This is a genomic window from Brevibacterium sp. S22, assembly GCF_004745485.1.
GTDB lineage: Bacteria > Actinomycetota > Actinomycetes > Actinomycetales > Brevibacteriaceae > Brevibacterium.
This window is the reverse complement of record NZ_RHFG01000022.1, coordinates 16,757-37,919: the sequence shown is the minus strand read 5'-3', so window position 1 is coordinate 37,919 and position 21,163 is coordinate 16,757. Positions and strand designations below refer to the sequence as shown.

General features: G+C 65.8%; 21 protein-coding genes and 1 pseudogene. 15 read left to right on the top strand and 7 right to left on the bottom strand.

The features are described from left to right. The first annotated feature begins 195 nt into the window (after positions 1-195). Complete coding sequence (locus tag EB835_RS15515; protein WP_135810361.1) at positions 196-570, top strand: hypothetical protein; 375 nt, start codon at positions 196-198, stop codon at positions 568-570. Between the two features lie 106 nt (positions 571-676). Then, positions 677-1,099, top strand: a complete 423-nt coding sequence (locus EB835_RS15510; protein WP_135810360.1) for an OsmC family protein — start codon at positions 677-679, stop codon at positions 1,097-1,099. A gap of 130 nt (positions 1,100-1,229) precedes the next feature. Here EB835_RS15510 and EB835_RS15505 read toward each other — a convergent pair whose 3' ends face one another. The 3 genes from EB835_RS15505 to EB835_RS15495 form a co-directional block, all read right to left on the bottom strand. Beyond that, the gene (locus tag EB835_RS15505) at positions 1,230-2,090 is read right to left on the bottom strand and encodes a PPK2 family polyphosphate kinase (protein WP_135810359.1); all 861 of its coding nucleotides are present in this window, start codon (positions 2,088-2,090) and stop codon (positions 1,230-1,232) included. Between the two features lie 69 nt (positions 2,091-2,159). Continuing rightward, positions 2,160-2,924 carry a hypothetical protein gene (locus EB835_RS15500; RefSeq protein WP_135810358.1) on the bottom strand — a complete coding sequence of 255 codons (765 nt, stop codon included), beginning with the start codon at positions 2,922-2,924 and terminating at the stop codon, positions 2,160-2,162. 44 nt (positions 2,925-2,968) lie between these two features. After that, entirely contained in the window at positions 2,969-3,655 is a 687-nt protein-coding gene (locus EB835_RS15495; protein ID WP_135810357.1) for a trimeric intracellular cation channel family protein, read from the bottom strand. A gap of 141 nt (positions 3,656-3,796) precedes the next feature. Between EB835_RS15495 and EB835_RS15490 the strand changes: the two genes are divergently transcribed. After that, a complete protein-coding gene (locus tag EB835_RS15490; protein ID WP_135810356.1) occupies positions 3,797-4,666 on the top strand; it encodes an alpha/beta fold hydrolase in 870 nt (289 codons plus the stop codon). A gap of 57 nt (positions 4,667-4,723) precedes the next feature. On the opposite strand, the gene EB835_RS15485 is transcribed toward EB835_RS15490, so the two are convergent. Further along, positions 4,724-5,227, bottom strand: a complete 504-nt coding sequence (locus EB835_RS15485) for an OsmC family protein (RefSeq protein WP_135810355.1) — start codon at positions 5,225-5,227, stop codon at positions 4,724-4,726. A gap of 108 nt (positions 5,228-5,335) precedes the next feature. Between EB835_RS15485 and EB835_RS15480 the strand changes: the two genes are divergently transcribed. From EB835_RS15480 to EB835_RS15440, 9 genes are all read left to right on the top strand, one after another. After that, positions 5,336-6,925 (top strand): molybdopterin-dependent oxidoreductase, encoded by a 1,590-nt coding sequence (locus tag EB835_RS15480; RefSeq protein WP_135810354.1) that lies wholly within the window; start codon positions 5,336-5,338, stop codon positions 6,923-6,925. A gap of 182 nt (positions 6,926-7,107) precedes the next feature. Continuing rightward, positions 7,108-7,803, top strand: coding sequence for a fasciclin domain-containing protein (locus tag EB835_RS15475; RefSeq protein WP_135810353.1), 696 nt, complete (start codon positions 7,108-7,110; stop codon positions 7,801-7,803). A gap of 157 nt (positions 7,804-7,960) precedes the next feature. Beyond that, entirely contained in the window at positions 7,961-8,536 is a 576-nt protein-coding gene (locus EB835_RS15470; protein WP_135810352.1) for a sigma-70 family RNA polymerase sigma factor, read from the top strand. Next, entirely contained in the window at positions 8,533-9,375 is an 843-nt protein-coding gene (locus EB835_RS15465; RefSeq protein ID WP_135810351.1) for an anti-sigma factor, read from the top strand. The genes EB835_RS15470 and EB835_RS15465 overlap by 4 nt, the downstream gene beginning before the upstream one ends. A gap of 47 nt (positions 9,376-9,422) precedes the next feature. Continuing rightward, positions 9,423-10,010, top strand: a complete 588-nt coding sequence (locus tag EB835_RS15460) for a class I SAM-dependent methyltransferase (protein WP_135810350.1) — start codon at positions 9,423-9,425, stop codon at positions 10,008-10,010. Positions 10,011-10,383: 373 nt separating this feature from the next. Then, positions 10,384-11,838 carry a sensor histidine kinase gene (locus EB835_RS15455; protein WP_135810349.1) on the top strand — a complete coding sequence of 485 codons (1,455 nt, stop codon included), beginning with the start codon at positions 10,384-10,386 and terminating at the stop codon, positions 11,836-11,838. Next, complete coding sequence (locus EB835_RS15450; protein WP_135810348.1) at positions 11,835-12,506, top strand: response regulator; 672 nt, start codon at positions 11,835-11,837, stop codon at positions 12,504-12,506. The genes EB835_RS15455 and EB835_RS15450 overlap by 4 nt, the downstream gene beginning before the upstream one ends. A 101-nt stretch (positions 12,507-12,607) precedes the next feature. Next, positions 12,608-13,495, top strand: coding sequence for an ABC transporter ATP-binding protein (locus EB835_RS15445; protein ID WP_135810347.1), 888 nt, complete (start codon positions 12,608-12,610; stop codon positions 13,493-13,495). Further along, on the top strand, positions 13,492-14,622 hold the full coding sequence (locus tag EB835_RS15440; RefSeq protein WP_135810346.1) for an ABC transporter permease: 1,131 nt from the start codon (positions 13,492-13,494) through the stop codon (positions 14,620-14,622). The genes EB835_RS15445 and EB835_RS15440 overlap by 4 nt, the downstream gene beginning before the upstream one ends. Positions 14,623-14,759: 137 nt before the next feature. On the opposite strand, the pseudogene EB835_RS15435 reads toward EB835_RS15440, so the two are convergent. Next, a pseudogene (locus EB835_RS15435) lies at positions 14,760-14,950 on the bottom strand (LuxR C-terminal-related transcriptional regulator); the annotation flags it as partial. A gap of 428 nt (positions 14,951-15,378) precedes the next feature. On the opposite strand from EB835_RS15435, the gene phoA reads away from it, so the two are divergent. The 3 genes from phoA to EB835_RS15420 all read left to right on the top strand — a co-directional run bounded on the left by phoA (position 15,379) and on the right by EB835_RS15420 (position 19,558). Next, positions 15,379-17,175 carry an alkaline phosphatase gene (phoA, locus tag EB835_RS15430; RefSeq protein ID WP_205749954.1) on the top strand — a complete coding sequence of 599 codons (1,797 nt, stop codon included), beginning with the start codon at positions 15,379-15,381 and terminating at the stop codon, positions 17,173-17,175. A 124-nt stretch (positions 17,176-17,299) separates the two neighbouring features. Next, a complete protein-coding gene (locus tag EB835_RS15425; protein ID WP_135810345.1) occupies positions 17,300-17,875 on the top strand; it encodes a GNAT family N-acetyltransferase in 576 nt (191 codons plus the stop codon). A gap of 324 nt (positions 17,876-18,199) precedes the next feature. Then, the gene (locus EB835_RS15420; RefSeq protein WP_240688785.1) at positions 18,200-19,558 is read left to right on the top strand and encodes an amino acid permease; all 1,359 of its coding nucleotides are present in this window, start codon (positions 18,200-18,202) and stop codon (positions 19,556-19,558) included. 37 nt (positions 19,559-19,595) lie between these two features. Here the strand turns inward: EB835_RS15420 and EB835_RS15415 are convergent, their stop codons facing one another. Continuing rightward, the gene (locus tag EB835_RS15415; protein ID WP_135810343.1) at positions 19,596-20,330 is read right to left on the bottom strand and encodes an ABC transporter permease; all 735 of its coding nucleotides are present in this window, start codon (positions 20,328-20,330) and stop codon (positions 19,596-19,598) included. Continuing rightward, positions 20,327-21,160 carry an ABC transporter ATP-binding protein gene (locus EB835_RS15410; protein WP_135810342.1) on the bottom strand — a complete coding sequence of 278 codons (834 nt, stop codon included), beginning with the start codon at positions 21,158-21,160 and terminating at the stop codon, positions 20,327-20,329. Before EB835_RS15410 ends, EB835_RS15415 begins: the two co-directional genes overlap by 4 nt. Positions 21,161-21,163 lie beyond the last annotated feature (3 nt).

Genomic DNA, 21,163 nt, shown 5'->3' with positions numbered 1-21,163 from the left:
CACTGTGAGGTTGGGCACTTTAGCCCCTTCCGCGCGCCCATCTCACTAGAATGGATCGCGAGTCGCGGCCTCGACGGTGCAGGGCGCCACCGCGATTCCGTGACGACTGGTCACACAGCGACCGGTTCCACGATGACGGGTTCCCCGACGACCGACTCTCTGACGAGTGACACCTCTGCGCAAAGGACGACTGACATGGCCAAGACCACCATCTGGATCGGAATCATCCTCATTCTCATCGGGGTGATCGGATGGATCGTCACGGGCTTCGCCAGCGTGACGGCACTCATCCCGGCGTTCCTCGGCATCGTGCTCGTCATCTGCGGGTGGATCGGAATCAAGCGGCCGAAGATCGGTGTGCACATCGCGCTCGTCGTCGCCCTCCTCGGCGTCATCGGCACGTTCTCCCGAGTCCTTCAGCTCGGTGATCTGTTCGCCGGCACCGCCGAAGTCCCCCTTGCGGTCATCTCGAGCACGCTGACCTTCATTCTGCTCATCGCCTACATCGTCGCCGGCATCCGCTCGTTCATCGTCGCACGCCGCACCCCGAAGGATGCCGAGGCAGCCTGACCTACCCAGCGCGCCGTTGATGATCGCCCGGCATACACTTCGGCCGATCATCGCCGGGCGCACTGCGCGCGGACACGTTCATGGGACACCTGGCATCATGGGGTGCATGAGCGAAGACAAACGCAGCATCGAACTGACCAGGATCGCCGAGAACCACTACCGTGCCACCGCACCGAGTGGGGCGAGCATCGAATTCGGTCGCGGTGAGGGGCTGATGAGCCCTGTCGAGCTGCTGCTCGCCGCCGTCGCGGGCTGCTCGTCGATCGACGTCGACACCGTCACCAGCCGTCACACCGAGCCCACGAAGTTCGACGTCACAGCGACTGCGGACAAGATCGACGAGGATGGTGCCTCACGCGTGGACAACGTCCACCTCGACTTCGATCTCACGTTCCCTGATGACAAGGACGGACGGCGCGCCGATTCTCAGATCGAGAAGCTCGTCGGACTCTCCCACGACAAGTACTGCACGGTCTCGCGCACTGTTGAACATCCCACGAAGGTCGACTTCAGCATCCGCCGCGACTGAGTTCGCGATTCGGTCCAATCAGACCCTCACCGAGGCGGCCTGCCGGTCCGAACGAACGTGAACTTCGGCGGCCCGACGCCCCAAACGAACGTGACCTGCGGTCGCCCGCCGGGTCCGGTCCGCCCCGACCTCAGCTCTCGGCCAGCCGCTTCTTTTCGACCTCGACGTCGAAGTCGGCCTCTGGCCACTGCGGGTCGATGTCGTAGAGGGCGTCGAGCAGGAGACGCTGCACGGCCAGTCGCGCATACCATTTGCGATCGGCGGGCACGACGAACCAGGCAGCCGCCTCGGTGGAGGTGCGCTCGAACACCGCCTGATAGGCCTTCATGTAGTCGGGCCACAGGAGTCGTTCGTCGACGTCGCCGGGGTTGTATTTCCAGTATTTGTCGGGCCGGTCGAGGCGTTCGGCCAGGCGGTCCTTCTGCTCGTCCAGGGAGATGTCGAGCATGACCTTGACGATGCGCACTCCCGCCTCGGCGAGTTCGGCCTCGAAGTCATTGATGGCCTCATAGCGGCGTTCGATCTCAGCGTTGTCAGCGAGTTCGCGGACCTTCCCGATGAGCACATCCTCGTAGTGGGACCGGTCGAAGACTCCGATCATCCCGGGCTCGGGCACCCGAGGCCGGATCCTCCACAGGAAGTCGTGGGCGAGTTCCTCCTCGCTCGGCTTCTTGAATGCGGCGAGTTCGACACCCTGGGGGTCGACGGCGCCGACGACGTGCCGGACGATGCCTCCCTTGCCGGCGGTGTCCATCGCCTGGAGCACGAGGAGCACGGCAGGACCGGTCTCGTCATCGTGGTGGGCGGCGAAGAGCCTCTCCTGGAGGTCGCTCAGCTCAGATGACAGCGCGGCGAGGTCCTTCTTCCCGGATTTCTTGTCTCCGTCGTAGCCGGGAGTGCTGCGTGTGTCGACGTCGCCGAGGCGGAAGTCCTCACCGACTCGAAGCAGAGGTGCAGGATCGGTCGTCCAGTTGCTCGTCGGCTGACTCATGCGTTCATCTTTGCAGGCAGGAGGCCCGTCGTCCAGGTCCCGAAGCCCGGACCCCGAGCCTGTTCCGGCTCACCGGCGGTCCTCCATGTACCGCTGGTAGGCCGCATCGCGTTCGGCCGCACTCAGCTGCGGATTCGGTTTGTCGATGACATTGCGCAGAGCCGCAAGCACCGTCAACGCCGCCAGGCCCGACAGCGCCACAGCGACCCAGATCATCGTGGCGATCAGGCTCGGCGGATTCTCGAAGACCCTCACACCGGCGAAGAGGATGAGGAAGACGAACCCGAGATACGGCAGCAGCAGCCACAGAGCGACCTTGAAGCCGCCGATCATCATCGGCATCATCATGCACATACTCCACGCCATTCCGCCGATGAGGAAGCACAAGACGAGGAAGAAGCTCGCCGGATCGCTGTTGAGATCCGCCGCAACCGTTCCAGGAACAGCCCGCTCGCCGAGGAAGAACGGCCAGACCAGCGCCACCAGAGTCACGATCACTGCGGAGACGACCACGCTGAGGAGGATCAGCGGAAGGAGGCCCGCACGGCGGAACCCGTCGTCCGGGCGCCTGTGCTCCATGAACAGAAGAGGAAAGAGAAAGGCCATACCCCCGGCACAGATCCCCATCCATGCCGCGTCAGCCTCGACGACGTCGAAGTTCTGCTGCAGCATCAGCCCCGTCGAGGCGAACCAGATGAGGAAGGTGACGAAGAGTGCGCCGAAGAGCGCGATGCCGAGGACGCGCAGAAAGTCACGCGTCCATGTCGGGACCGGTTCCATCTCGTATAACGGAGGCGGTCCGGGCGGTGGCGGTCCGACCGGTGTCTCACTCATAAAGTCATCGTCGCACACGTTGACTCGCTGCCCGCGAACCGCCCTCAGTCCGGTTTCCGGAACACCGACGGCAGCTTCTTCTTCACCCGGCGACCGGTGTCCCGGTACGACCACTGCCGCATCGGCTGCGGCACCCGCCACTGCAGCTTCCATGCCAGCATGCGGAAGCCGAAGGCGGCGGCCGCGATGAGGAGTGAGGCGATGGCACCCAGCAGTCCGGTCACCTCGGCGATGATCGTCAGCCCTGCCCCGAACAGAGCGGGGAGGAGGTAGATGTCGGTGCCGCGGAAGATCGCGGGATCCTCGCTGGCCACGGCATCGCGCAGGACTCCGCCGCCGCACGCGGTCAACGCCCCCATGAGCAGAGCGGCAGGATAGTTCGCCCCCGCGGACAGCGCGATCGTCGTGCCCGTGACGCTGAAGACGCCCAGGCCCAGAGCATCGAAGGCGACGATCCAGATCCGGGCACGCGACACATGCGAGCCGATCATGTAGATGAGCAGGGTCGCCAACACCGCCGGGGCCAGGTAGATGGGTTTGTCGATGGCGTTGGGGACCCGGTCGAGGAGCACGTCGCGGATCATGCCGCCGCCGATGCCGGTGAGCATGCCGAGCACGAGTCCGCCCGTGATGTCGAAATTGCGGCGAGCTGCCAGCAGCACTCCGGACACGGCGAACGCGAAGGTGCCGGTGAGGTCGAGTGCGAGGAAGAGGACCTCCTGCAGATTCATCTCCACCTCGGCTCCTCTCGTCGATCCGTGCCCGGTCCGGTGCTGAACGTCCTACCCGACACTGTAATCCGGTTCGACGTCCGGTGAGCCATTGTCAGGTGTTCCGTTCCCCATCGCCGAGGCGGCCGCTAAGCTGACGGCATGACGCAGCCCACGCTCATCCTCGTCCACGGTGCTTTCGCCACTTCCTTCTCCTTCGCCCCGCTGCAGGCCGAGCTCGCATTCCACGGGGTGCGCTCGGCTGCGATCGACCTGCCCGGCCATGGATTCGCCGCCACCTTCCCGCACGGATATCAGGCACCTCAGGATCTCGCTGAGTTCACCTCGGCGCCGGGATCGATCAGGGGCGTGACCATGGACGACAATGTTCAGGCTCTCGCCGAGGCGCTCACCCGCGCCAAGGACAGCGGACCGGTGATCATCCTCGCCCACAGTCGCGGCGGGGCCACCGTGACCGCCTTGGCCAATGATCGTCCCGAACTCATCGACCACATGGTCTATGTCTCCGCATGGGCACCGGTGTCGCTGCCAGTCGCCGACTACGGCGCCGAACCTGAGATGGAGGAGGTCGACGACGCCACGCTGGCCCGCGCCCTGTGCGGGGATCCCGGCGAGCTCGGGCTCCTGCGCTGCAACTTCCGTCAGGCCGACACGGACGTCCTCAACGGGGTCAAGGAGCTCTTCTGCGCCGACGTCAGCGATGACGAATTCCGCATCTTCCTCAATTCCCTGCAACCCGATGAGAACCTCGACGCGGGTGGCACCGAACACCGGGCGCAGGCGGGCACATGGGGGATGATTCCGCGCACGTTCGTCCGCCTCGGCGAGGATCGGAGCATCCCGACCGCGATGCAGGACCGCCTGATCCGCGAGGGCGATGCCCTCACCCCGGACAATCCCTACCGTGTGCGCACGCTGGCATCGTCGCATGTGGGATGGCTGATCCGCCCCGCCGAGGCTGCCGCGCAGTTAGCGCAGATCGCCGCCGAGGTGGCCGCAGAGTCCGACTGAAGAGGCCCCAACCGTCCCCGTCAAGGCTTCCCTTCGTCGCCGAGGTGGGCAGAGACCTCAGCTGAGCTGGAAGTTGTCCGGGTTCTTATACGGTTCGATCTCGACGACCGGAGAGCCCTTGCCCATGAGCAGTTTGGAGATCGGGCACCGAGCGTGGGCACGGGCGGCGAACTTCTCGGCGTCAGTGTCCGGAATTCCTTCGATGGAGATGAACGCCTTCGGGGCGAAGTAGAAGCCGTTGCCGGAGGCTTCGTTGTGCAGTTCGACCTCGACGCGCACTCGTGAGAGCGCTTCGATGTCATTGACGGCGAGGACGACCTTGAGCGTTTCACCGAGGCAGGTCGACCAAGCCATGGCAAGGAACTGTTCCGGGTTGTTGCCCGCTTCGACCCGTGAAGTCGGGGCGGTGGACAGGGTCTGGCCGTCTTCGACGCGCACCTCACCCGAGGTGCCGCCGAGGTTTTCGACCTTGGCGGTGTAGATCGGCGCGCTCGGGCTCTTCGGCTCATCCGCATCTCCGCTCGGAGCCTGCGGCTGGGCGTATCCGGGTTTCTCAGTCATTGCACCATGCTACGACAGGCACGCAACCAGGTCACTGGCATTTCAGTGAATGATCAGTGACGACGGCAGTGCACCCATCCGCCGGGCTGACCGCTCCGAATGATCACTATGAATCGGAAAATCCGTGCAGCTCCCCGTTTCCGCGGTGCTTTGGCCGGCATCGTCGCCACAGTCATGATGTTCGGCCTCGCCGACCTCCTCGCCCGCGCCTTCAACCCGAGCGCAGCACCGCTGCCCACACTCGGGCAGGCGATCATCCCCCTGGCTCCCCCGGCGGCCATCAAACCCGTCATCGCCCTCTTCGGAGACAACGACAAGCTCGTCCTCATCCTCTCCACCGGCCTCGGAGCACTCGCGGTCGCGGGCCTCATCGGAGCGGTGGCCGCCTCCCGTCGACGCCTGGGTCTGACTCTGCTGCTCCTCGCCGGACTCGTCCCCGTCATCGTCATCATCCTCCGCCCCGAGGCGAGTGCCCTCGACATCATTCCCACAATCATCGGCATCGCAGTCGGCATCACTGCCTTCGTCCTGCTCCTCCGTCTCGATAAACCCGAAACCCCCGCCGAGGCGGCTCACCGTCCCGATTCCGCGTCCGGTCCTGTGCCCGGATCACGGACGTCGAATCCACTCAGCCGACGCCGCTTCTTCACCCTCGCCGGAGCCGTCGGTGCCATCGGTGCGGTCACTATCGCCGCCGGTCAGACCGTTGCATCGTTGGCTCAGGACGCCGGAGCCGCAGTGGCCAAACTGGTTCTGCCCACCCCCGCGAAGAAGGCGACCGCGATCCCGGCCGCAGCGAGCACAGACGTCGACGGCACAGCCCCTTTCGTCACCGATGCCAAGGACTTCTACCGCATCGACACGGTGCTCTCACCCCCGGTCATCGACCCCGAACAGTGGTCTCTGCGCATCCACGGAATGGTTGAGAACGAGGTCACCCTGACTATGGACGACCTCCTCGACCTGCCCCTCGAAGAGCACCACATCACGCTCACCTGCGTCTCCAACCCCGTCGGTGGGGAGCTCGTCGGCAACGCCACCTGGCTCGGCTATCCCGTGCGCGAACTCCTCGCCCGCGCACACCCGAGCGCAGACGCCGATATGGTCCTCTCCCACTCCTTCGACGGATTCACCGCCTCGACTCCGATCGGTGCGCTGACCGATGACCGCGCCGCCCTGCTGGCGGTGGGGATGAATGACGAACCGCTCACCCCGATCCACGGTTTCCCCGCCCGCCTCGTCGTGCCCGGACTCTACGGATTCGTCTCCGCCACCAAATGGGTGACCGAACTCGAGGTCACCCGATTCGATGAGAAGACCGCCTACTGGACCGATCGCGGGTGGGATGAGAAGGCGCCGATCCTCGTCGCCTCCCGCATCGAAGTGCCGAAGCCGCTGGCCAAGGTCTCCGCCGGGGACATCCGCGTCGGCGGCACCGCATGGGCGCAGCGCTCGGGCATCAAGCGCGTGGAGGTCAGACTCGACGACGGGGATTGGGCCGAGGCCACCCTCGCCGAGGAGGTCACGATCGACACGTGGCGGCAGTGGCGTGCCGATTTCACCGAGGTGGAAACAGGCACCCACACGCTCACCGTGCGCGCCACCGACAAGGACGGCACCGTGCAGACGGCGAAACGTCGCGATTCGATCCCGAATTCGGCGACCGGACACCACCACATCCAGTTCCGAGCGGACTGACCCCGCACCCGCTCGGCTCATCATCCGAGCCCGGGAGCCGCCTCGGCGAAGAAATTCTCAACTTTCTTCCCGATCCACCCATCCGTGAACGCACCCACGCCGAATACCCAGTACACAGCGAGCAATGGAGATCACTTCACAGCTGTGAGCTCATAAGCATCACTGTTTTAAGGAGAAGAACAATGAAGACACTGCTTCGCACTCGCACCGCAACCATCCTCTCGGCCGGCGCCATCGGCCTCCTGGCACTGAGCGGCTGCTCGGGCATGGATTCCGGCTCCGACGGGGAGGAGTCCGGCTCGGATTCGGGCAGCTCCGAATCTCAACCGGCTGACTCGGGCGAATCCGAGATGCCCGACGAGTCCGGCGACTCCTCGATGGACGATGCCGACCTCGTCGGCTCCGGCTGCTCGACGTACGCCGAGGAGAACCCTGATGGAGGCGGATCCGTCGAGGGAATGGCGCAGGATCCCGTCGCCACTGCCGCCTCGAACAATCCGATGCTCACGACCCTGACCCAGGCGGTCTCGGGTGAGCTCAATCCCGATGTCGACCTCGTCGACACTCTCAACGGCGACGAATTCACCGTCATCGCCCCGGTCGACGACGCCTTCGCCGATGTGCCGAAGGACGACCTCGACGCACTGGCCAAGGATTCGGACCAGCTGACGAAGGTGCTGACCTACCATGTCATCCCCGGTCAGCTCTCCCCCGATGAGATCGCCGGTGAGCACGAGACCGTCGAAGGCTCGAAGGTCAAGGTCTCCGGTGAGGGCGAGGACATGAAGTTCGATGATGCAGGCCTGGTCTGCGGCGGAGTCAAGACCGCGAACGCCACGGTCTACATGGTCGACGGTGTGATGATGCCCGAGAAGTGACCGAACCGCCCTGCGCGCTAGCGCACCACGTCGACGTGGCCGGGTCCCGATCCGCCGACAGCAGATCGGGGCCCGGCCGCTTCGTCGTCCACCCCTCACACGCCCAACATCCAACACAGGGAAACGAGTGCCTGTGCTGAGATGGCATGATTGGGCAATGAGCTCTGACGACCCGACGGCGGCCTCCGCAGATTCCAGCGGCGACTTGTTGGTTCGCATCGCCCGAGGTGACCGGGCCGCGTTCGAACAGCTCTTCACGGATCAGTCCCGCATTCTCATGGCAGTGATCCTCCGGATCGTCAAGAGCAGATCGCTCGCCGAGGAGGTCCTGCAGGAATGCTTCACAGAGGTGTGGACGCGGTGCGCAGGCTTCGATTCGGTCCGAGGAACGGGCCGAGCGTGGCTGGTCACCCTGTGTCGCAGACGGGCAATCGACTGTGTGCGCAGTGTCCAGTCCCAGCAGGACCGTGACCTCGCCGACGGGCTGCGCACCTCCGCCGAGGCGGGTGAGCAGGTCGAACAGACCGTGATCGACCGGGCGGACTCGGTCCGCACGGTCTCCGCTTTGAAGGTCCTCCCGGAGGAGCAGAGCAGACCGATCGTCATGGCCTTCTATCAGGGTCTGACCCACGCCCAGATCTCGGAGGACCTCAAGGTGCCGCTGGGTACCATCAAGTCACGGATCAGAGACGGAATGAAGAAGCTGCGAGATGAGTTGGAGGCGAGTCGATGAGCACCGATCGTGATTATCTGGCCGCCGGTCTGGCCCTGGGCGGGCTCACCGACGACGAACTCGCCGAGGCGCAGGCACTGGCCGAGTCCGATGCAGACTTCCGTGCCGAGGTCGCCTCCTATGAAGAGACGATATCGCTGATGGCCGAGTCCGACGAACCGGTCGAGATCAGCCCGGCGACCCGCGATGCGATCCTGCGGATCCCCGAGAACCATGAGCAGGAACCGACACCCGATTCCTCTCGGACCGCCGAGGCGGAGGCCTCACCGGATGCTGCGGACACCGCCACGCCGGCGCCGACTTCGCTCAACGACCGTCGGGAAGCACGCCGGTCCGACGCCCGCATCGGAAGCGGTGATGAGTCACAGCCTCGCCGACGTCCCTGGCTGCCCTGGGTCGCAGCCGCGGCGGCGATCGTCGTCGCTGCCGGTCTCGGTGCGACCGTCTGGCAGCAGCAGCAGCGGCAGAACGATCTGGAAGAGGACCTGGCCGCGACCCAGCAGCGCCTGAACGATTCCGCCCGCCTCATGGAAGCCAGTGACCTGCGAACAGACACTGCGGACATGCCGGAGGGCGGCAGTGTCACCGTGTTCTCTTCCGAGAGTGAGCAGCTCATCCGCCTCAGTCCCAAAGACATCGGGCAGCCACCTGCCGGAAAGTCGATGCAGATGTGGGTGATCGGAGACGACGGCCCCGTCAGCGCTGGCCTGATGTCGGCCGAGCCGATGACCATCACCGACGAGACGTTTGCAGAGGGCAGCGTCTTCGGCATCACCGTCGAACCTGAGGGCGGCTCGAAGCAGCCGACCACGGATCCGATCGTCGCCATCGACCTGTAGCGGCTGCGAGGAGTAGCCTTCCTCGCATCGGCGGCAAAGGAGCTGATATGGCCGAATTCGAGTGGGACCCGGAGACCTACCGGGCACTCATGGCCGAGGAGATTCCCGACTATCCGCGCCTGCAGACCGAGGTGGCTGCCGCAGCGGCGACGGGAGCACCGGCATCGATCCTCGATCTGGGCGTCGGCAGCGGGCTGACAGCACAGCGTGTTCTCGACGCACTCCCGGAAGCGCAGCTGCTCGGCATCGATGCGAGTTCGGAGATGCTCGCCGCCGCGAAGGCGACCCTTGACCCGGAGCGCACCGAGCTGCGCCTGGGTCGCCTCGAAGAACCGCTTCCTCAGGGACCTTTCGATCTCGTCATGTCGACGCTCGCCGTCCATCACCTCGACGGTCCCGGCAAGGCGGACCTCTTCGCCCGCATCGCCGGGGTGCTCGACTCAGGCGGGCGGTTCGTCCTCGGTGATCTCGTGGTCCCCACCGATCCGGCGGACGTCGTCACACCGATCGACTGGATCGACGACACCCCCAGTTCACTCGATGAGCAGCTGACCTGGCTCGCCGAGGCGGGGCTGACCACCCGCGTGCACTGGCAGCACCGGGACCTGGCGGTCATCGTGGCGCAGCGGGCCTGATCAGGCTGCGCCGACTCGAGACTGCTGAACCGTTCTCTTCAGCTATCGCTCTCGCGCACTTCAGCGAATCCGGCGATGAGGGCGTCGAGGACGAGCTCATGGATGGTGTAGATCATGTCGAGCCCGCGGCGGGCAGAGCACCGTTCCGGTGATCTCGTTCGAGAGGCGACGCTCGAATACGGTCTCGGTCTGCACCGGCGTGAGGCCGACGACGGGGCCGTCTGGTGGGGACACGACGGCTCGGTGTGGGGCGGAGGGGCGCTCACGTTCACCCGGGCTTCCGGTGCACCTCCGCCACCAGTGGGAGGTGTGCTGCGCGAATTCCCCACTGAGACGGATGCCGACCGGCTCAGCGACTGTCTAAGCTGGAAGGATGACAGCGGACGAGACAGCCATCAGAACCACCAAAGGCGATGTCTACATCGTCATCGGCTTGGCTGTGTCCTCGGTGCTCTTCGCAGTGCTCTACAGCGCCTCCAGCATTCAAGTTCTCGAGGCTCCGCTGTGGGCCTGCTGCCTCGCGTCCGTCCTCCTCGCCGCACCCCTGCTGTATCGGCGCCGCTATCCGAGCCAGAGCGCTTTTGTCATCTGCCTGGTCTATACCGTGGCACTGGTCAACAGCGCCATGGAGATCGGCGTCTCCCAAATCGTCATGTTCATGGGCATCTATTCGATCGGACCCTGGCAGCGCAGCCGACGAGTCGCCTTCTGGTCGCGGCTGTTTCTGTGCGTCGGCATGGCGGCCCTCTTCGCGGTGTCGCTGTCGGTCCAGTACCGAGCCCTCGGCGACTTCACCGTCCTGCAGTTCGCTGCTTCCGGTGGAGTGTCCTTCTTGACGAATGCCGCGTTCTTCGGTGGAGCCTGGGTCTTCGGCAACAGGGCCTGGAAGCAGCGGAACCTCATGGCCGACCTCCGTGCCGCCAATGCAGAAGTCCGGGAACAGGAGCGGCAGCTGACCCGGCAGGCGCTCGATTTCGAGCGCGTGCGGATCGCCCGGGAACTCCACGACGGAGTCGCCCACCATATCGCCGGAGTCGGCATCCACGCCGCCGCCGCACGTCGCACCCTTGAGAAGAATCCCGACAAAGCCAAGGAATCGCTTCAAGTCATCGAGTCATCGACCCGAGAGACCGTCGACGAGCTCCGCGCCCTCGTCTACACCCTCCGCGACTCGGACTCCCCGACCGACGGCACTGCCGCCGCAGACGACGCGGCCACTGAGACCGACCAGACGGCCGGCATTTCGACCGGCGCACAGACGGCGACGTCGACGAAGGGCAACCCCGGCCTCGGCGACCTTCCCGAACTCATCGATTCCGCCCGACGATTCGGCCAGAGCGTCGAGTACACGACGATCGGAGACCCGCGTCCGCTCACCCCGATCACCGAGATGTCGATCTATCGCGTCATCCAGGAATCCCTGACCAACTGTTCCCGCTATGCGGGTGCCGACGCCGAGGTGGAAGTGCGGCTGCGCTACGGCAGCAGCGATCTCGAGGTCGAGATCAGCGATTCCCGCCCACCGGGAACTGCCGCAGCGTCTGTTTCCCCCGAGACCCAGCCTGAGGCTGAGGGGCGATCCAAGAGCGAAGGACTGGGACTGGGCATCGTCGGCATGCGGGAACGGATGAGCGCCCTCGGCGGCAGCCTCGAAGCAGGACCGAAGTCCCGCGGCGGCTGGCTCGTCCGCGCCCGCATCCCCTACCCGCGCAGCACCGCGGACTCTCCCGCGCCTGACTCACCGGCAGCTGAGTCCGACGCCGGCGCAACCACCACTCTCGCTCGCCCCGCAGCCGGAACCGATCCCTCAGCAAAGGCATCCATATGATCCGAGTCCTCCTCGTCGATGATCAGTCCATGGTCCGCACCGGCTTCCGCACGATCCTTGAGAGCGAGGACGGGATCACCGTCGTCGGCGAGGCCGAGAATGGGCAGATCGCCATCGACCGAGCGCTCGAGCTGTCCCCGGATGTCATCTGCATGGATGTGCAGATGCCGGTCATGGACGGACTCGAATCCACCGAGCAGATCGTCCGCCGCGGCTCGGGCGGAGCCGTCCTCATGCTCACGACCTTCGACCGCGACGACTTCCTGTTCCGCGCACTGGCCGCCGGGGCCAGCGGGTTCCTCCTCAAGACGGCCGAGGCCGAGCAGCTCATCGACGCGGTCACCGCGCTGGCAGCCGGCGACGGTCTGCTCTCTCCCGAGGTGACCCGCCGTGTCATCGAACGCTCCGTGTCCACACCGGAGCCGACCACCCCCGCGGCCCCGGAGCTCGGACAGCTCACCGACAGGGAACTCGAAGTGCTCAGGCTGGTCGCGGCCGGGGCGAGCAATGCCGAGATCGCAGGCTCGCTCTTCCTCGGCGAAGCCACCGTGAAGACCCACGTGTCGAACCTGCTGTCGAAGCTCGGCATCCGCGACCGTATCCACGCTGTCATCTGGGCCTATGAACACGGGATCGCAAAGATCGGCTGTCAAGACAGGGCACAATAGGATCGTCCATCTGCCCATCACGGCCCCTCCCCCTCAGGCAGGGGCGCGAATTCACTCTCTCGGCTGATCCCAGATCAGTGATCTCCACATAGCGTTGAGACATGATCACCCTGGAGAACATCAATCGCAGCTTCGGTGCGAAGCAGGTGCTGCACGACCTCAGCTTCGACATCGGCGACGGCCGGATGACCGGCTTCGTCGGATCGAACGGTTCGGGCAAGACCACGACCATGCGGATCCTCCTCGGCGTGCTCGCCGCGGACTCCGGACGCATCACCGTCGACGGGGCGGCCATCACCCCGAGGCATCGCAGCGCCATCGGCTATATGCCCGAGGAGCGCGGCCTCTACCCGAAGATGCCGATCATCGACCAGCTCGTCTACCTCGCCCGCTTCCACGGGCTGTCCCGCCAGACGGCGAAGAAGCGCGGCCTCGAACTGCTCGAGCAGCTCGACCTCAAAGGCGAACCCACCGACACCCTCGAATCGGTCAGCCTCGGCAACCAGCAGAAGGTCCAGATCGCCGCGGCGCTCATCCATGACCCGCAGGCCCTCGTCCTCGACGAACCCTTCTCCGGTCTTGATCCCGCTGCCGTCGAACGCACCCTCGGCGTCCTCACCTCCTTTGCGGCCTCCGGCGCCCCCGTGCTCTTCTCCAGCCATCAGCTCGACCTCGTCGAACGTCTCGTCGACGACCTCGTCATCATCAACGACGGCCGCCTCGTCGCCGCAGGCACCACAGAGGAGCTGCGCCGGCAGCGCAGCCTGCCCGAATGGACTCTGCAGACCGATGCCGACCTCGGCTGGGTGCGCGGGATGCCCGACATCTCCGTCGTCGAACTCGACGGCAGCTGGGCCCGCTTCTCCGCCCCGGACTCCGACGCCGCCGAGGCGGTCCTGCGTCAAGCGCTCTCCGTGTCCTCGGTGACGTCTTTCGGCCCGCACGAGGTCGCCCTCAACCGTCTCTTCCAGGAGGTCACACAGTCATGAGCACGTCAGTCACGAACACCGCGGCCGCCGACGGCGCCACGAATCGCGCAGGCTTCACCACCGCCATCGGCCTCGTCATCGAACGCGAGATCATGGTCCGCCTCAAGTCCAAGGCCTTCATGATCTCGACGATCCTCTCAATCGTCATCTTCGGTGTGCTCGTCGGGGTCTCGGGAGCGCTGCCCTCACTGTTCTCCTCCACCGACAAGGTGGCGGTCACCTCGGCGGGGGCGAAAGCCATCGAGGGGCTCGACGACATCGAACCCGTCGCCGTCGATGACGTGGGAGAGGCGAAATCTCTGGTCACCTCGGAGAAGGTCGAAGCGGCTGTCGTCGAATCCACGGACTCACCGACCGGGGTCGCGGTCCTGTCGCTGCGCTCGGCGCCCGAGTCGCTCATCGGCTCTCTCAGCCTCACTCCGGAGGTCGAACTCCTCGACCCCGACGCACCGGATCCGACCCTGACGTACCTCATCGGGCTCGGCCTCGGGCTCGTGTTCTTCATGGCCGCGATGACGTTCGGAAACACGATCGCCTCGTCCGTCGTCGAGGAGAAGCAGTCACGGATCGTCGAGATCCTGCTCGCGTCCACCTCGGCGCGGGTGCTCATGTTCGGCAAGGTCATGGCCTGCACGATCCTCGCCTTCGCACAGATCGGACTCACCGCGGTCGCGGTGCTGGCCGGGGCCGCCGTCAGCGGAAACGACTTCGTGCTCGGGTCGGTCGCCGAACCGATCGCGTGGTTCGTGCCCCTCTTCGTCATCGGCTTCATCATGGTCGCCGCCCTCTACGCGGCCGCGGCCTCGATGGTCTCGCGCGTCGAGGACCTGCCGTCGACGAGCACGCCGATCATGATGCTCATCGTCCTGCCCTATATGGGAGTCATCCTCTTCTCCTCCAACGAGACGGTCATGGCGGTGCTGTCCTACATCCCGTTCTCGGCGGCGGTCGCCGTTCCGATGAGGGTCTTCCTCGGCACGATCGAGTGGTGGGAACCGCTGCTGTCCCTGCTCATCCTCGCGGTCACGACGCTGCTCGCTCTGCTGCTGGCGACCCGGATCTTCGAGCGCTCGATCCTCCAGTCCGGCCCGAAGCTGTCCTGGGGCCAGGCGCTGAAGCGGAGCTGAGTCAGCGTGTGGCACGGCTACTGTATGCCGGAAGTGCACACGTAGTGATGAAAAACAGTACGTATGCACTTCCAATGCACAGTCACGTGTCCGAGGCCCGCGTGGTGGCGCAGAGGTGGCTCCGACGGCCGGCTGAGTCACAGCCACCCGTTGTCGCGGGCGATGCGTGCGGCGTCGGCGCGGTTGCGGGCGTTGGTCTTCCCGATCGCCGCCGATAGTCGGTTCCGCACGGTCCGGTGGACAGGAACAGCTTCGCGGCGACCTCGTCCACGCTGGCGCCGTCAGCTGCTGCCCGCAGCACGTCGGTCTCCCTCTCCATCAGCGGAGAGGCGGCGCGCATCGACGATTCGACGACGAGCTCACCGGGCCGAATGCTCAGGTCGAGGGCGTCGACGGCCTTGAGATCGCCGAAGGACTTCGAAAGTCCGGTCAGAGTGATGCCCTGCGTTGGCTGTTTCAGTGCTGTCTGCATGGGTGTCTGCGTGTTCATGCCTTTAGACTAGGAAGCAGGCCGTGACGGCGATGATGCCATTTGTCACGAGGTCGGAGGTGCTGTTTGTCACCGGTCACAGTCTCAATGCGATGGTCGCTTGCTCGCGGCGGCCACGGCAGGTTCCCCTTCGGCGACCATCGCCCGCCGGGAAGTTCACTTGCCCTTTACTCTCACTCCACATTGCCTGCGAATCGGCTGAGTACGTTGAATGGGCACGGTCGCTCGGCCGCTTCGGCGAGCGCTCCACCAGTGGAAGGACCACAATGACCTCGAGAACCCTGCGGCTCGCTGCGGCGACCGGAGCGCTCGGACTCGCGCTCTTCGCAACCGCAAGCCCCGCCTCGGCGGCCGATATCGATCAGCCCGGCGGCGCCCGCCAGCTCGATGGCGACAACACTGATGCCGTCCGCGATGCGGTCGAGGATTCCGGAGCGAAGAACGTCATCCTCCTCATCGGCGACGGCATGGGCGATTCGGAGATCACGGCCGCCCGCAACTACGCCGAGGGCGCTGACGGACGCTTCGACGGCATCGACGAACTGCCGATGACCGGCCAGTACACGACGTACTCGGTCGACAAGGACACCGGAAAGCCCGTCTACGTGACGGATTCGGCCGCCAGCGGAACCGGGATCTCGACGGGCACGAAGACCTACAACGGTGCACTCGGCGTCGACCGCAAGGGGGAAGCCCAGAAGTCGCTCATCGACATCGCCCGGGCCAACGGTCTGAAGACCGGCAACGTCTCGACCGCGGAGATCCAGGATGCCACGCCGGCGGCACAGGCCGCGCACATCAGCGAACGCAGCTGCTATGGCCCCGAGGAAGCAAGCAAGGACTGTGCGGACGAGGCACTGGAGAACGGCGGTCTCGGTTCGATCAGCGAGCAGTACCTCGACAACCGCGCCGATGTCACCCTGGGCGGCGGTTCGGCCAGCTTCGAGCAGAAGGCCAAGGCCGGAGACTGGAAGGACAAGACGCTGCGTGAGCAGGCGGAGGATCGCGGCTTTCAACTCGTCGACGATGCGAAGTCCCTCGACAGCGTCGCCGAGGCGAACCAGGACTCCCCCGTCCTCGGTCTCTTCTCCGAGGGCAACTTCCCCGTGAACTGGACCGGCCCGGCCGCCACCCACACCGGAGGCGAAGAACCGGCTGCGAAGTGCGAGAACAATCCGGAGCGGACCGACGCGATCCCGCAGCTCGACACGCTGACGAACAAGGCCGTGGACCTGCTCGACAACGACGAGGGCTTCTTCCTCCAGGTCGAAGGTGCGAGCATCGACAAGCAGGCCCACGAGGCGAACCCGTGCGGTCAGATCGGCGAGACCGTCGAGTTCAACAAGTCGGTCAAGGCGGCGCTGGACTTCGCGGAGAAGGACGGCGAGACCCTCGTCATCACCACCGCCGATCACGCTCAGACTGGCCAGATCGTCTCCACCGGGTCGACCACTCCCGGCCTCACCCGGACACTGACCACTGCCGACGGAACCGAGATGACGATGCACTACGGAACCGCTGAGCCGGACGGATCGCAGGATCACACCGGCACACAGATCCGCGTCGCCGCCTACGGACCCGGTGCCGCCAATTTCGTCGGCCGCACCGATCAGACCGACATGAACTACACCATCTCCGAAGGCCTCAATCTTGACCGTGAGGCCGAAGAGCCCGGCGACCCGGGCGATGACGCGAACGGCAACGACGACTCGGCCGGAACGGATGACTCGAACGGTTCCGACGATGCCGCGGGCTCATCGGATTCCGGTGGCAATGACGGTTCGGGCGGCTCTCAGGACTCCAACGGGTCCGACGATTCCAACGACTCGTCCGACGCTGCCGGCGGCGGAAGCGGTGCGAACGGCGGCTCCGAGGGCGGCGAAGGCCATGCCGGCTCCGGCGGCGGAGGCGAAGGTTCGGGTCTGGCCGGCAGTGGCGGCGGCGGAACGCTGCCGCGCACCGGCGTCGAGATCGGTGCCGCGATCTTCTTCGGCGTGGCCGCGATCATCGGCGGATCAGCCCTGGTCCGCATGGCCAAGCGCCGCGGAATCCTCCCCGCCTGATCCGCGGACGAGGCACCTGAGCCTCGCCGCACCACCTGAGTCACCGCGAACGATGCCGGACGCTCCCAGCGGAGCGTCCGGCATCGTTCTTCCCGTACCCAGGTCGACCTGGCAGAGTGAGCCCATGGAACCCCTCAAGCTGCCCCTGACCACCGACCGACTCCGCCTGCGCACCTACCGAGAGTCCGACGCCGAGGCGCACCTTCACATCTACTCCCGCGAGGACGTCTCCCAGTTCCTCCTCGAGGATCCGTGGACCGCCGAGGTGGCCGAAACCGAGATTGCCAAACGTCTCCCCCGCACCGGCCTCGAGACCGAATCACGGGCCCTGGCCCTGGTCATCGAGACCGCCGACGGCCTCGATTCGCTCGAGGGCTCACGCGTCATCGGCGACATCGCGATCTGGCTCGCAGACGGCAGCGATGAGAAAGCGGAGATCGGCTGGATCCTCGACCCCGCGGCCGGCGGACATGGCTTCGCCACCGAAGCGGCCATCGCCGTCCTCAATGTCGCGTTCGACCATTACGGTCTCCACCGGGTCGCCGCTCAGATGGATGCGCGGAACGCCGCCTCCGCGAAATTGGCTCGGAGGATCGGCATGCGGGAGGAGGCACACCTGCGCAAGGACTGGTGGTCGAAGGGCGAATGGACGGACACCCTCATCTTCGGGATGCTCGCAAGCGATCGCCAGACGACCTGACCGGCAGTCCGCCATCTGCCACGATTTTCTGAGATCTCGGACTCTTTATCCCAGCGCCCGTGCGCTCACCCCCTCTCGACATGAGAGTCTGAGGTGGCCGTGGCGCCGGGCCGCACGATGGTGCGGGTGAGAAGGCGGCCACGGGCAGTCGAGAGAAGAGGACAGAGAACTCCGATGGCTCCAGCCGACAAGGACCGCAAAGAGGCGCTCCCCACGTATGACAGGGACAGCGAACGCATCACCAAAGGCGTAGACGAAACCGCGACCGCACACGAAGAGAACGCAGGCCTGCGCAGGGGCCTGACCGCCCGCCACATCCGCTTCATGGCACTCGGCTCGGCCATCGGCACCGGCCTCTTCATGGGCTCCTCCGAGTCGATCCAGGCCGCGGGACCGGCAGTGCTGCTCGCCTACATCATCGGCGGCGCCGCCGTCTTCATGGTCATGCGCGCCCTCGGCGAACTCGTGGTCCGCCACCCCGTCTCCGGCTCCTTCGGCCAGTACGCCTCCCGCTACATCCACCCCTTCGCCGGGTTCCTCGTCGGCTGGACCTTCGCCTTCGAGATGGTCCTCGTCGCCGTCTTCGACGCCACTGCGATCGGGGTGTACATGGGATTCTGGTTCCCGGGAGTCCCGCGTTGGATCTGGGTGCTCGCCGTCGTCTTCTTCATCGCCGCCATCAACATGATCGGCGTCAAGGTCTTCGGTGAGCTCGAATTCTGGTTCGCGCTCATCAAGATCGTCGCGATCATCGCCCTCATCGCCGCCGGCGTGGCCATCATCATCTTCGGCTTCGGCATCGCCCACCACGATCAGATGGGCCCGCAGGCGCTGGTCGACAACGGCGGCTTCCTCCCGAACGGATTCTGGGGTCTGCTCTCCTCCTTCACGATCGTGATGTTCGCCTTCGGCGGCATCGAGATCATCGGCGTCACCGCCGGTGAGGCGCAGAACCCGAAGCAGGTGCTCCCCAAAGCGATCAACTCGGTGCCGGTGCGCATCCTCCTCTTCTACGTCCTCACCCTCGGCGTGATCATGTGCATCCTGCCGTGGAATCAGATCACCTCCGAGGTCAGCCCCTTCGTCGCGATCTTCGACTCCGTCGGCTTCTCCGCTGCCGCGGCCATCCTCCAGGTCGTCCTCATCACGGCGGCGCTGTCGGCCATCAACGCCGACATCTACGGCGCGGGCCGGATGCTCCACGGCCTGGCCGAACAGGGACAGGCCCCGCGCTCCTTCGCCCGCACCTCCCGCAATGGGGTGCCCGTGATGACCGTCGTCACGATGATCGTCGCTCTCCTGGCAGGCGTCGTCCTCAACTACCTCTACCCCGATCAGGCCCTGTTCCTGCTCGGAGCCCTGGCCACCTTCGCCACGGTGCTCGTATGGCTCATCATCCTCGCCTCCCATATCCGAATGAAGCGCACCATCGCCGAGGAGGAGCGTCTGCCCAGCGAATTCCCCATGCCGCTGTGGCCGGTGGGCTCGTGGATCACGGTCGCGTTCATCGTCTTCGTCGTCGTCATGGTCGGCATCGTCCCCGACTCACGACCGGCACTGTGGGTGGGTCTGCTGTGGGTGGTCGCGCTGTGGCTGTGCTACCTCGCGTTCGTCCGCGGCGAGGGCCGTCGTCCCTTCGCGCTGACCGACCGCACCGAGCCCATGGGCTCAGGACAGAACTGACGATCCGGCTCGCGACGGTCCGCGACGCCGCCGAGTCTCACGGCGTCCGGCGGCGCAGAGTGAGCGACCCGACGATGACGGCGCCGACGATCCAGCAGGCGATGAAGAGCACCCGCAGCCAGATATAGGTGTCATCCTCATCTCCCGTCGACACCGCCCCGAGCGCGTCGATCGCATGCGACAACGGCAGCCAATCACCGATCACCTCGAGCACATCGGGCAGCTGATCGCGGGGGAGGAAGATCCCGCCGAGCAGGATCTGCGGGAACACGAACACGGGCATGAACTGCACGACCTGGAACTCCGTGCGCGCGAAGGCACTGGCCAACAGTCCCAAGGCAGTGCCGAGCAGAGCATCGGCGATCGCGACGACGAACAGCAGGACAACCGAGCCCTCGATCTCGAGTCCGCACACCAGAGTCGCATACCCGACGGCCACGGCCGTCTGCACGACAGCGAGCAGGCCGAACGCCAGGGTGTATCCGAGGATGAAGTCGCCGCGTCCCAAAGGCATCGACAGCAGACGCTCGAGCGTTCCGCTGCGGCGTTCACGCAGAGTGGCGATGCTCGTGACGAGGAACATGACGATGAAGGGGAAGAGCGCGAGCATCGCCGGCCCGATGTCGGCGAACACCTCCGTCTCGTCGAAGATCCACGCCACCAGGCCGATGAGCAGGCTGGGCACGATGAGCAGCAGCGCGATGGTGCGCGGGTCGTTGCGGATCTGGATGAGGACGCGCCCCGTCGTGGCCAGAGTCCGCTGCGGGTTCATCGCCGACCACCGCGAGTCCGGTCGGCACGGTCCCGACCGGCACCTTCCCGTGAGAGCAGGTGGGTCCCCGAGTGTCCGTGCCGCCCCGATCTGGCACGGCCAGTCCTGCCCGATCCTCCCGTGTCCGCTTCGATGATGTCGAGGAAGGCTTCCTCCGCCGAGGCGGCCCCCGTGCTGGCAAGCAGATCGCGCGGTGTCGTATCGGCGATGACGGCCCCCTCCCGCATCAGCAGCAGCCGGTCGCAGCGCGTGGCTTCGTCCATGACATGGCTCGAGACGAGCAGCGTGGTCCCCTCCTCGGCGAGCCTGCGGAAGAGTCCCCACAGATCGGCCCGCAGCACCGGGTCGAGTCCCACGGTCGGCTCATCGAGGACCAGCAGATCCGGACTCCCGAGCATCGCCGCGGCCAATGACACCCGATTCGCCTGCCCGCCCGAGAGCGTCCTGGCCAACTGATCGGCCTGCCCCAGCAGATCCGTACGCTCGAGCACCCTGTCGACATCGGTCTTCGGAGCCCCCTGCACCCGGGCGAAATAGCGCAGATTCGCCCGGACGCTGAGGTCCTCATAGATGCTCGCCGACTGCGTCATATACCCGACCCGCTGCCGCAGATCCGCCGACCCGGCAGCCCGACCCAGCACCTGCACACGGCCACCCGCGACGATCTGCACCCCGACGATGGCCCTCATCAGCGTCGTCTTCCCGCTGCCGCTGGGACCCAGCAGCCCGATGATCGCCCCACGCGGCACAGTCAGGTCGAGGGAATCGATGACCGTCTTCCGCCCGCGCCGAATCGTGAGCCCGGACGCCGCGACCGCATTGTTCGTCATATG

What these genes read in the sequence shown, in the direction of transcription:
- EB835_RS15505 (WP_135810359.1), bottom strand. Translation starts at nt 2,090, where the DNA reads ATGAGTCAGCCGACGAGCAACTGGACGACCGATCCTGCACCTCTGCTT.
- EB835_RS15465 (WP_135810351.1), top strand. Translation starts at nt 8,533, where the DNA reads ATGAGCACCGATCGTGATTATCTGGCCGCCGGTCTGGCCCTGGGCGGG.
- EB835_RS15445 (WP_135810347.1), top strand. Translation starts at nt 12,608, where the DNA reads ATGATCACCCTGGAGAACATCAATCGCAGCTTCGGTGCGAAGCAGGTG.
- EB835_RS15490 (WP_135810356.1), top strand. Translation starts at nt 3,797, where the DNA reads ATGACGCAGCCCACGCTCATCCTCGTCCACGGTGCTTTCGCCACTTCC.
- EB835_RS15475 (WP_135810353.1), top strand. Translation starts at nt 7,108, where the DNA reads ATGAAGACACTGCTTCGCACTCGCACCGCAACCATCCTCTCGGCCGGC.
- EB835_RS15515 (WP_135810361.1), top strand. Translation starts at nt 196, where the DNA reads ATGGCCAAGACCACCATCTGGATCGGAATCATCCTCATTCTCATCGGG.
- EB835_RS15440 (WP_135810346.1), top strand. Translation starts at nt 13,492, where the DNA reads ATGAGCACGTCAGTCACGAACACCGCGGCCGCCGACGGCGCCACGAAT.
- EB835_RS15420 (WP_240688785.1), top strand. Translation starts at nt 18,200, where the DNA reads ATGGCACTCGGCTCGGCCATCGGCACCGGCCTCTTCATGGGCTCCTCC.
- EB835_RS15485 (WP_135810355.1), bottom strand. Translation starts at nt 5,227, where the DNA reads ATGACTGAGAAACCCGGATACGCCCAGCCGCAGGCTCCGAGCGGAGAT.
- EB835_RS15470 (WP_135810352.1), top strand. Translation starts at nt 7,961, where the DNA reads ATGAGCTCTGACGACCCGACGGCGGCCTCCGCAGATTCCAGCGGCGAC.
- EB835_RS15500 (WP_135810358.1), bottom strand. Translation starts at nt 2,924, where the DNA reads ATGAGTGAGACACCGGTCGGACCGCCACCGCCCGGACCGCCTCCGTTA.
- phoA (WP_205749954.1), top strand. Translation starts at nt 15,379, where the DNA reads ATGACCTCGAGAACCCTGCGGCTCGCTGCGGCGACCGGAGCGCTCGGA.
- EB835_RS15455 (WP_135810349.1), top strand. Translation starts at nt 10,384, where the DNA reads ATGACAGCGGACGAGACAGCCATCAGAACCACCAAAGGCGATGTCTAC.
- EB835_RS15460 (WP_135810350.1), top strand. Translation starts at nt 9,423, where the DNA reads ATGGCCGAATTCGAGTGGGACCCGGAGACCTACCGGGCACTCATGGCC.
- EB835_RS15415 (WP_135810343.1), bottom strand. Translation starts at nt 20,330, where the DNA reads ATGAACCCGCAGCGGACTCTGGCCACGACGGGGCGCGTCCTCATCCAG.
- EB835_RS15495 (WP_135810357.1), bottom strand. Translation starts at nt 3,655, where the DNA reads ATGAATCTGCAGGAGGTCCTCTTCCTCGCACTCGACCTCACCGGCACC.
- EB835_RS15510 (WP_135810360.1), top strand. Translation starts at nt 677, where the DNA reads ATGAGCGAAGACAAACGCAGCATCGAACTGACCAGGATCGCCGAGAAC.
- EB835_RS15450 (WP_135810348.1), top strand. Translation starts at nt 11,835, where the DNA reads ATGATCCGAGTCCTCCTCGTCGATGATCAGTCCATGGTCCGCACCGGC.
- EB835_RS15425 (WP_135810345.1), top strand. Translation starts at nt 17,300, where the DNA reads ATGGAACCCCTCAAGCTGCCCCTGACCACCGACCGACTCCGCCTGCGC.
- EB835_RS15410 (WP_135810342.1), bottom strand. Translation starts at nt 21,160, where the DNA reads ATGACGAACAATGCGGTCGCGGCGTCCGGGCTCACGATTCGGCGCGGG.
- EB835_RS15480 (WP_135810354.1), top strand. Translation starts at nt 5,336, where the DNA reads ATGAATCGGAAAATCCGTGCAGCTCCCCGTTTCCGCGGTGCTTTGGCC.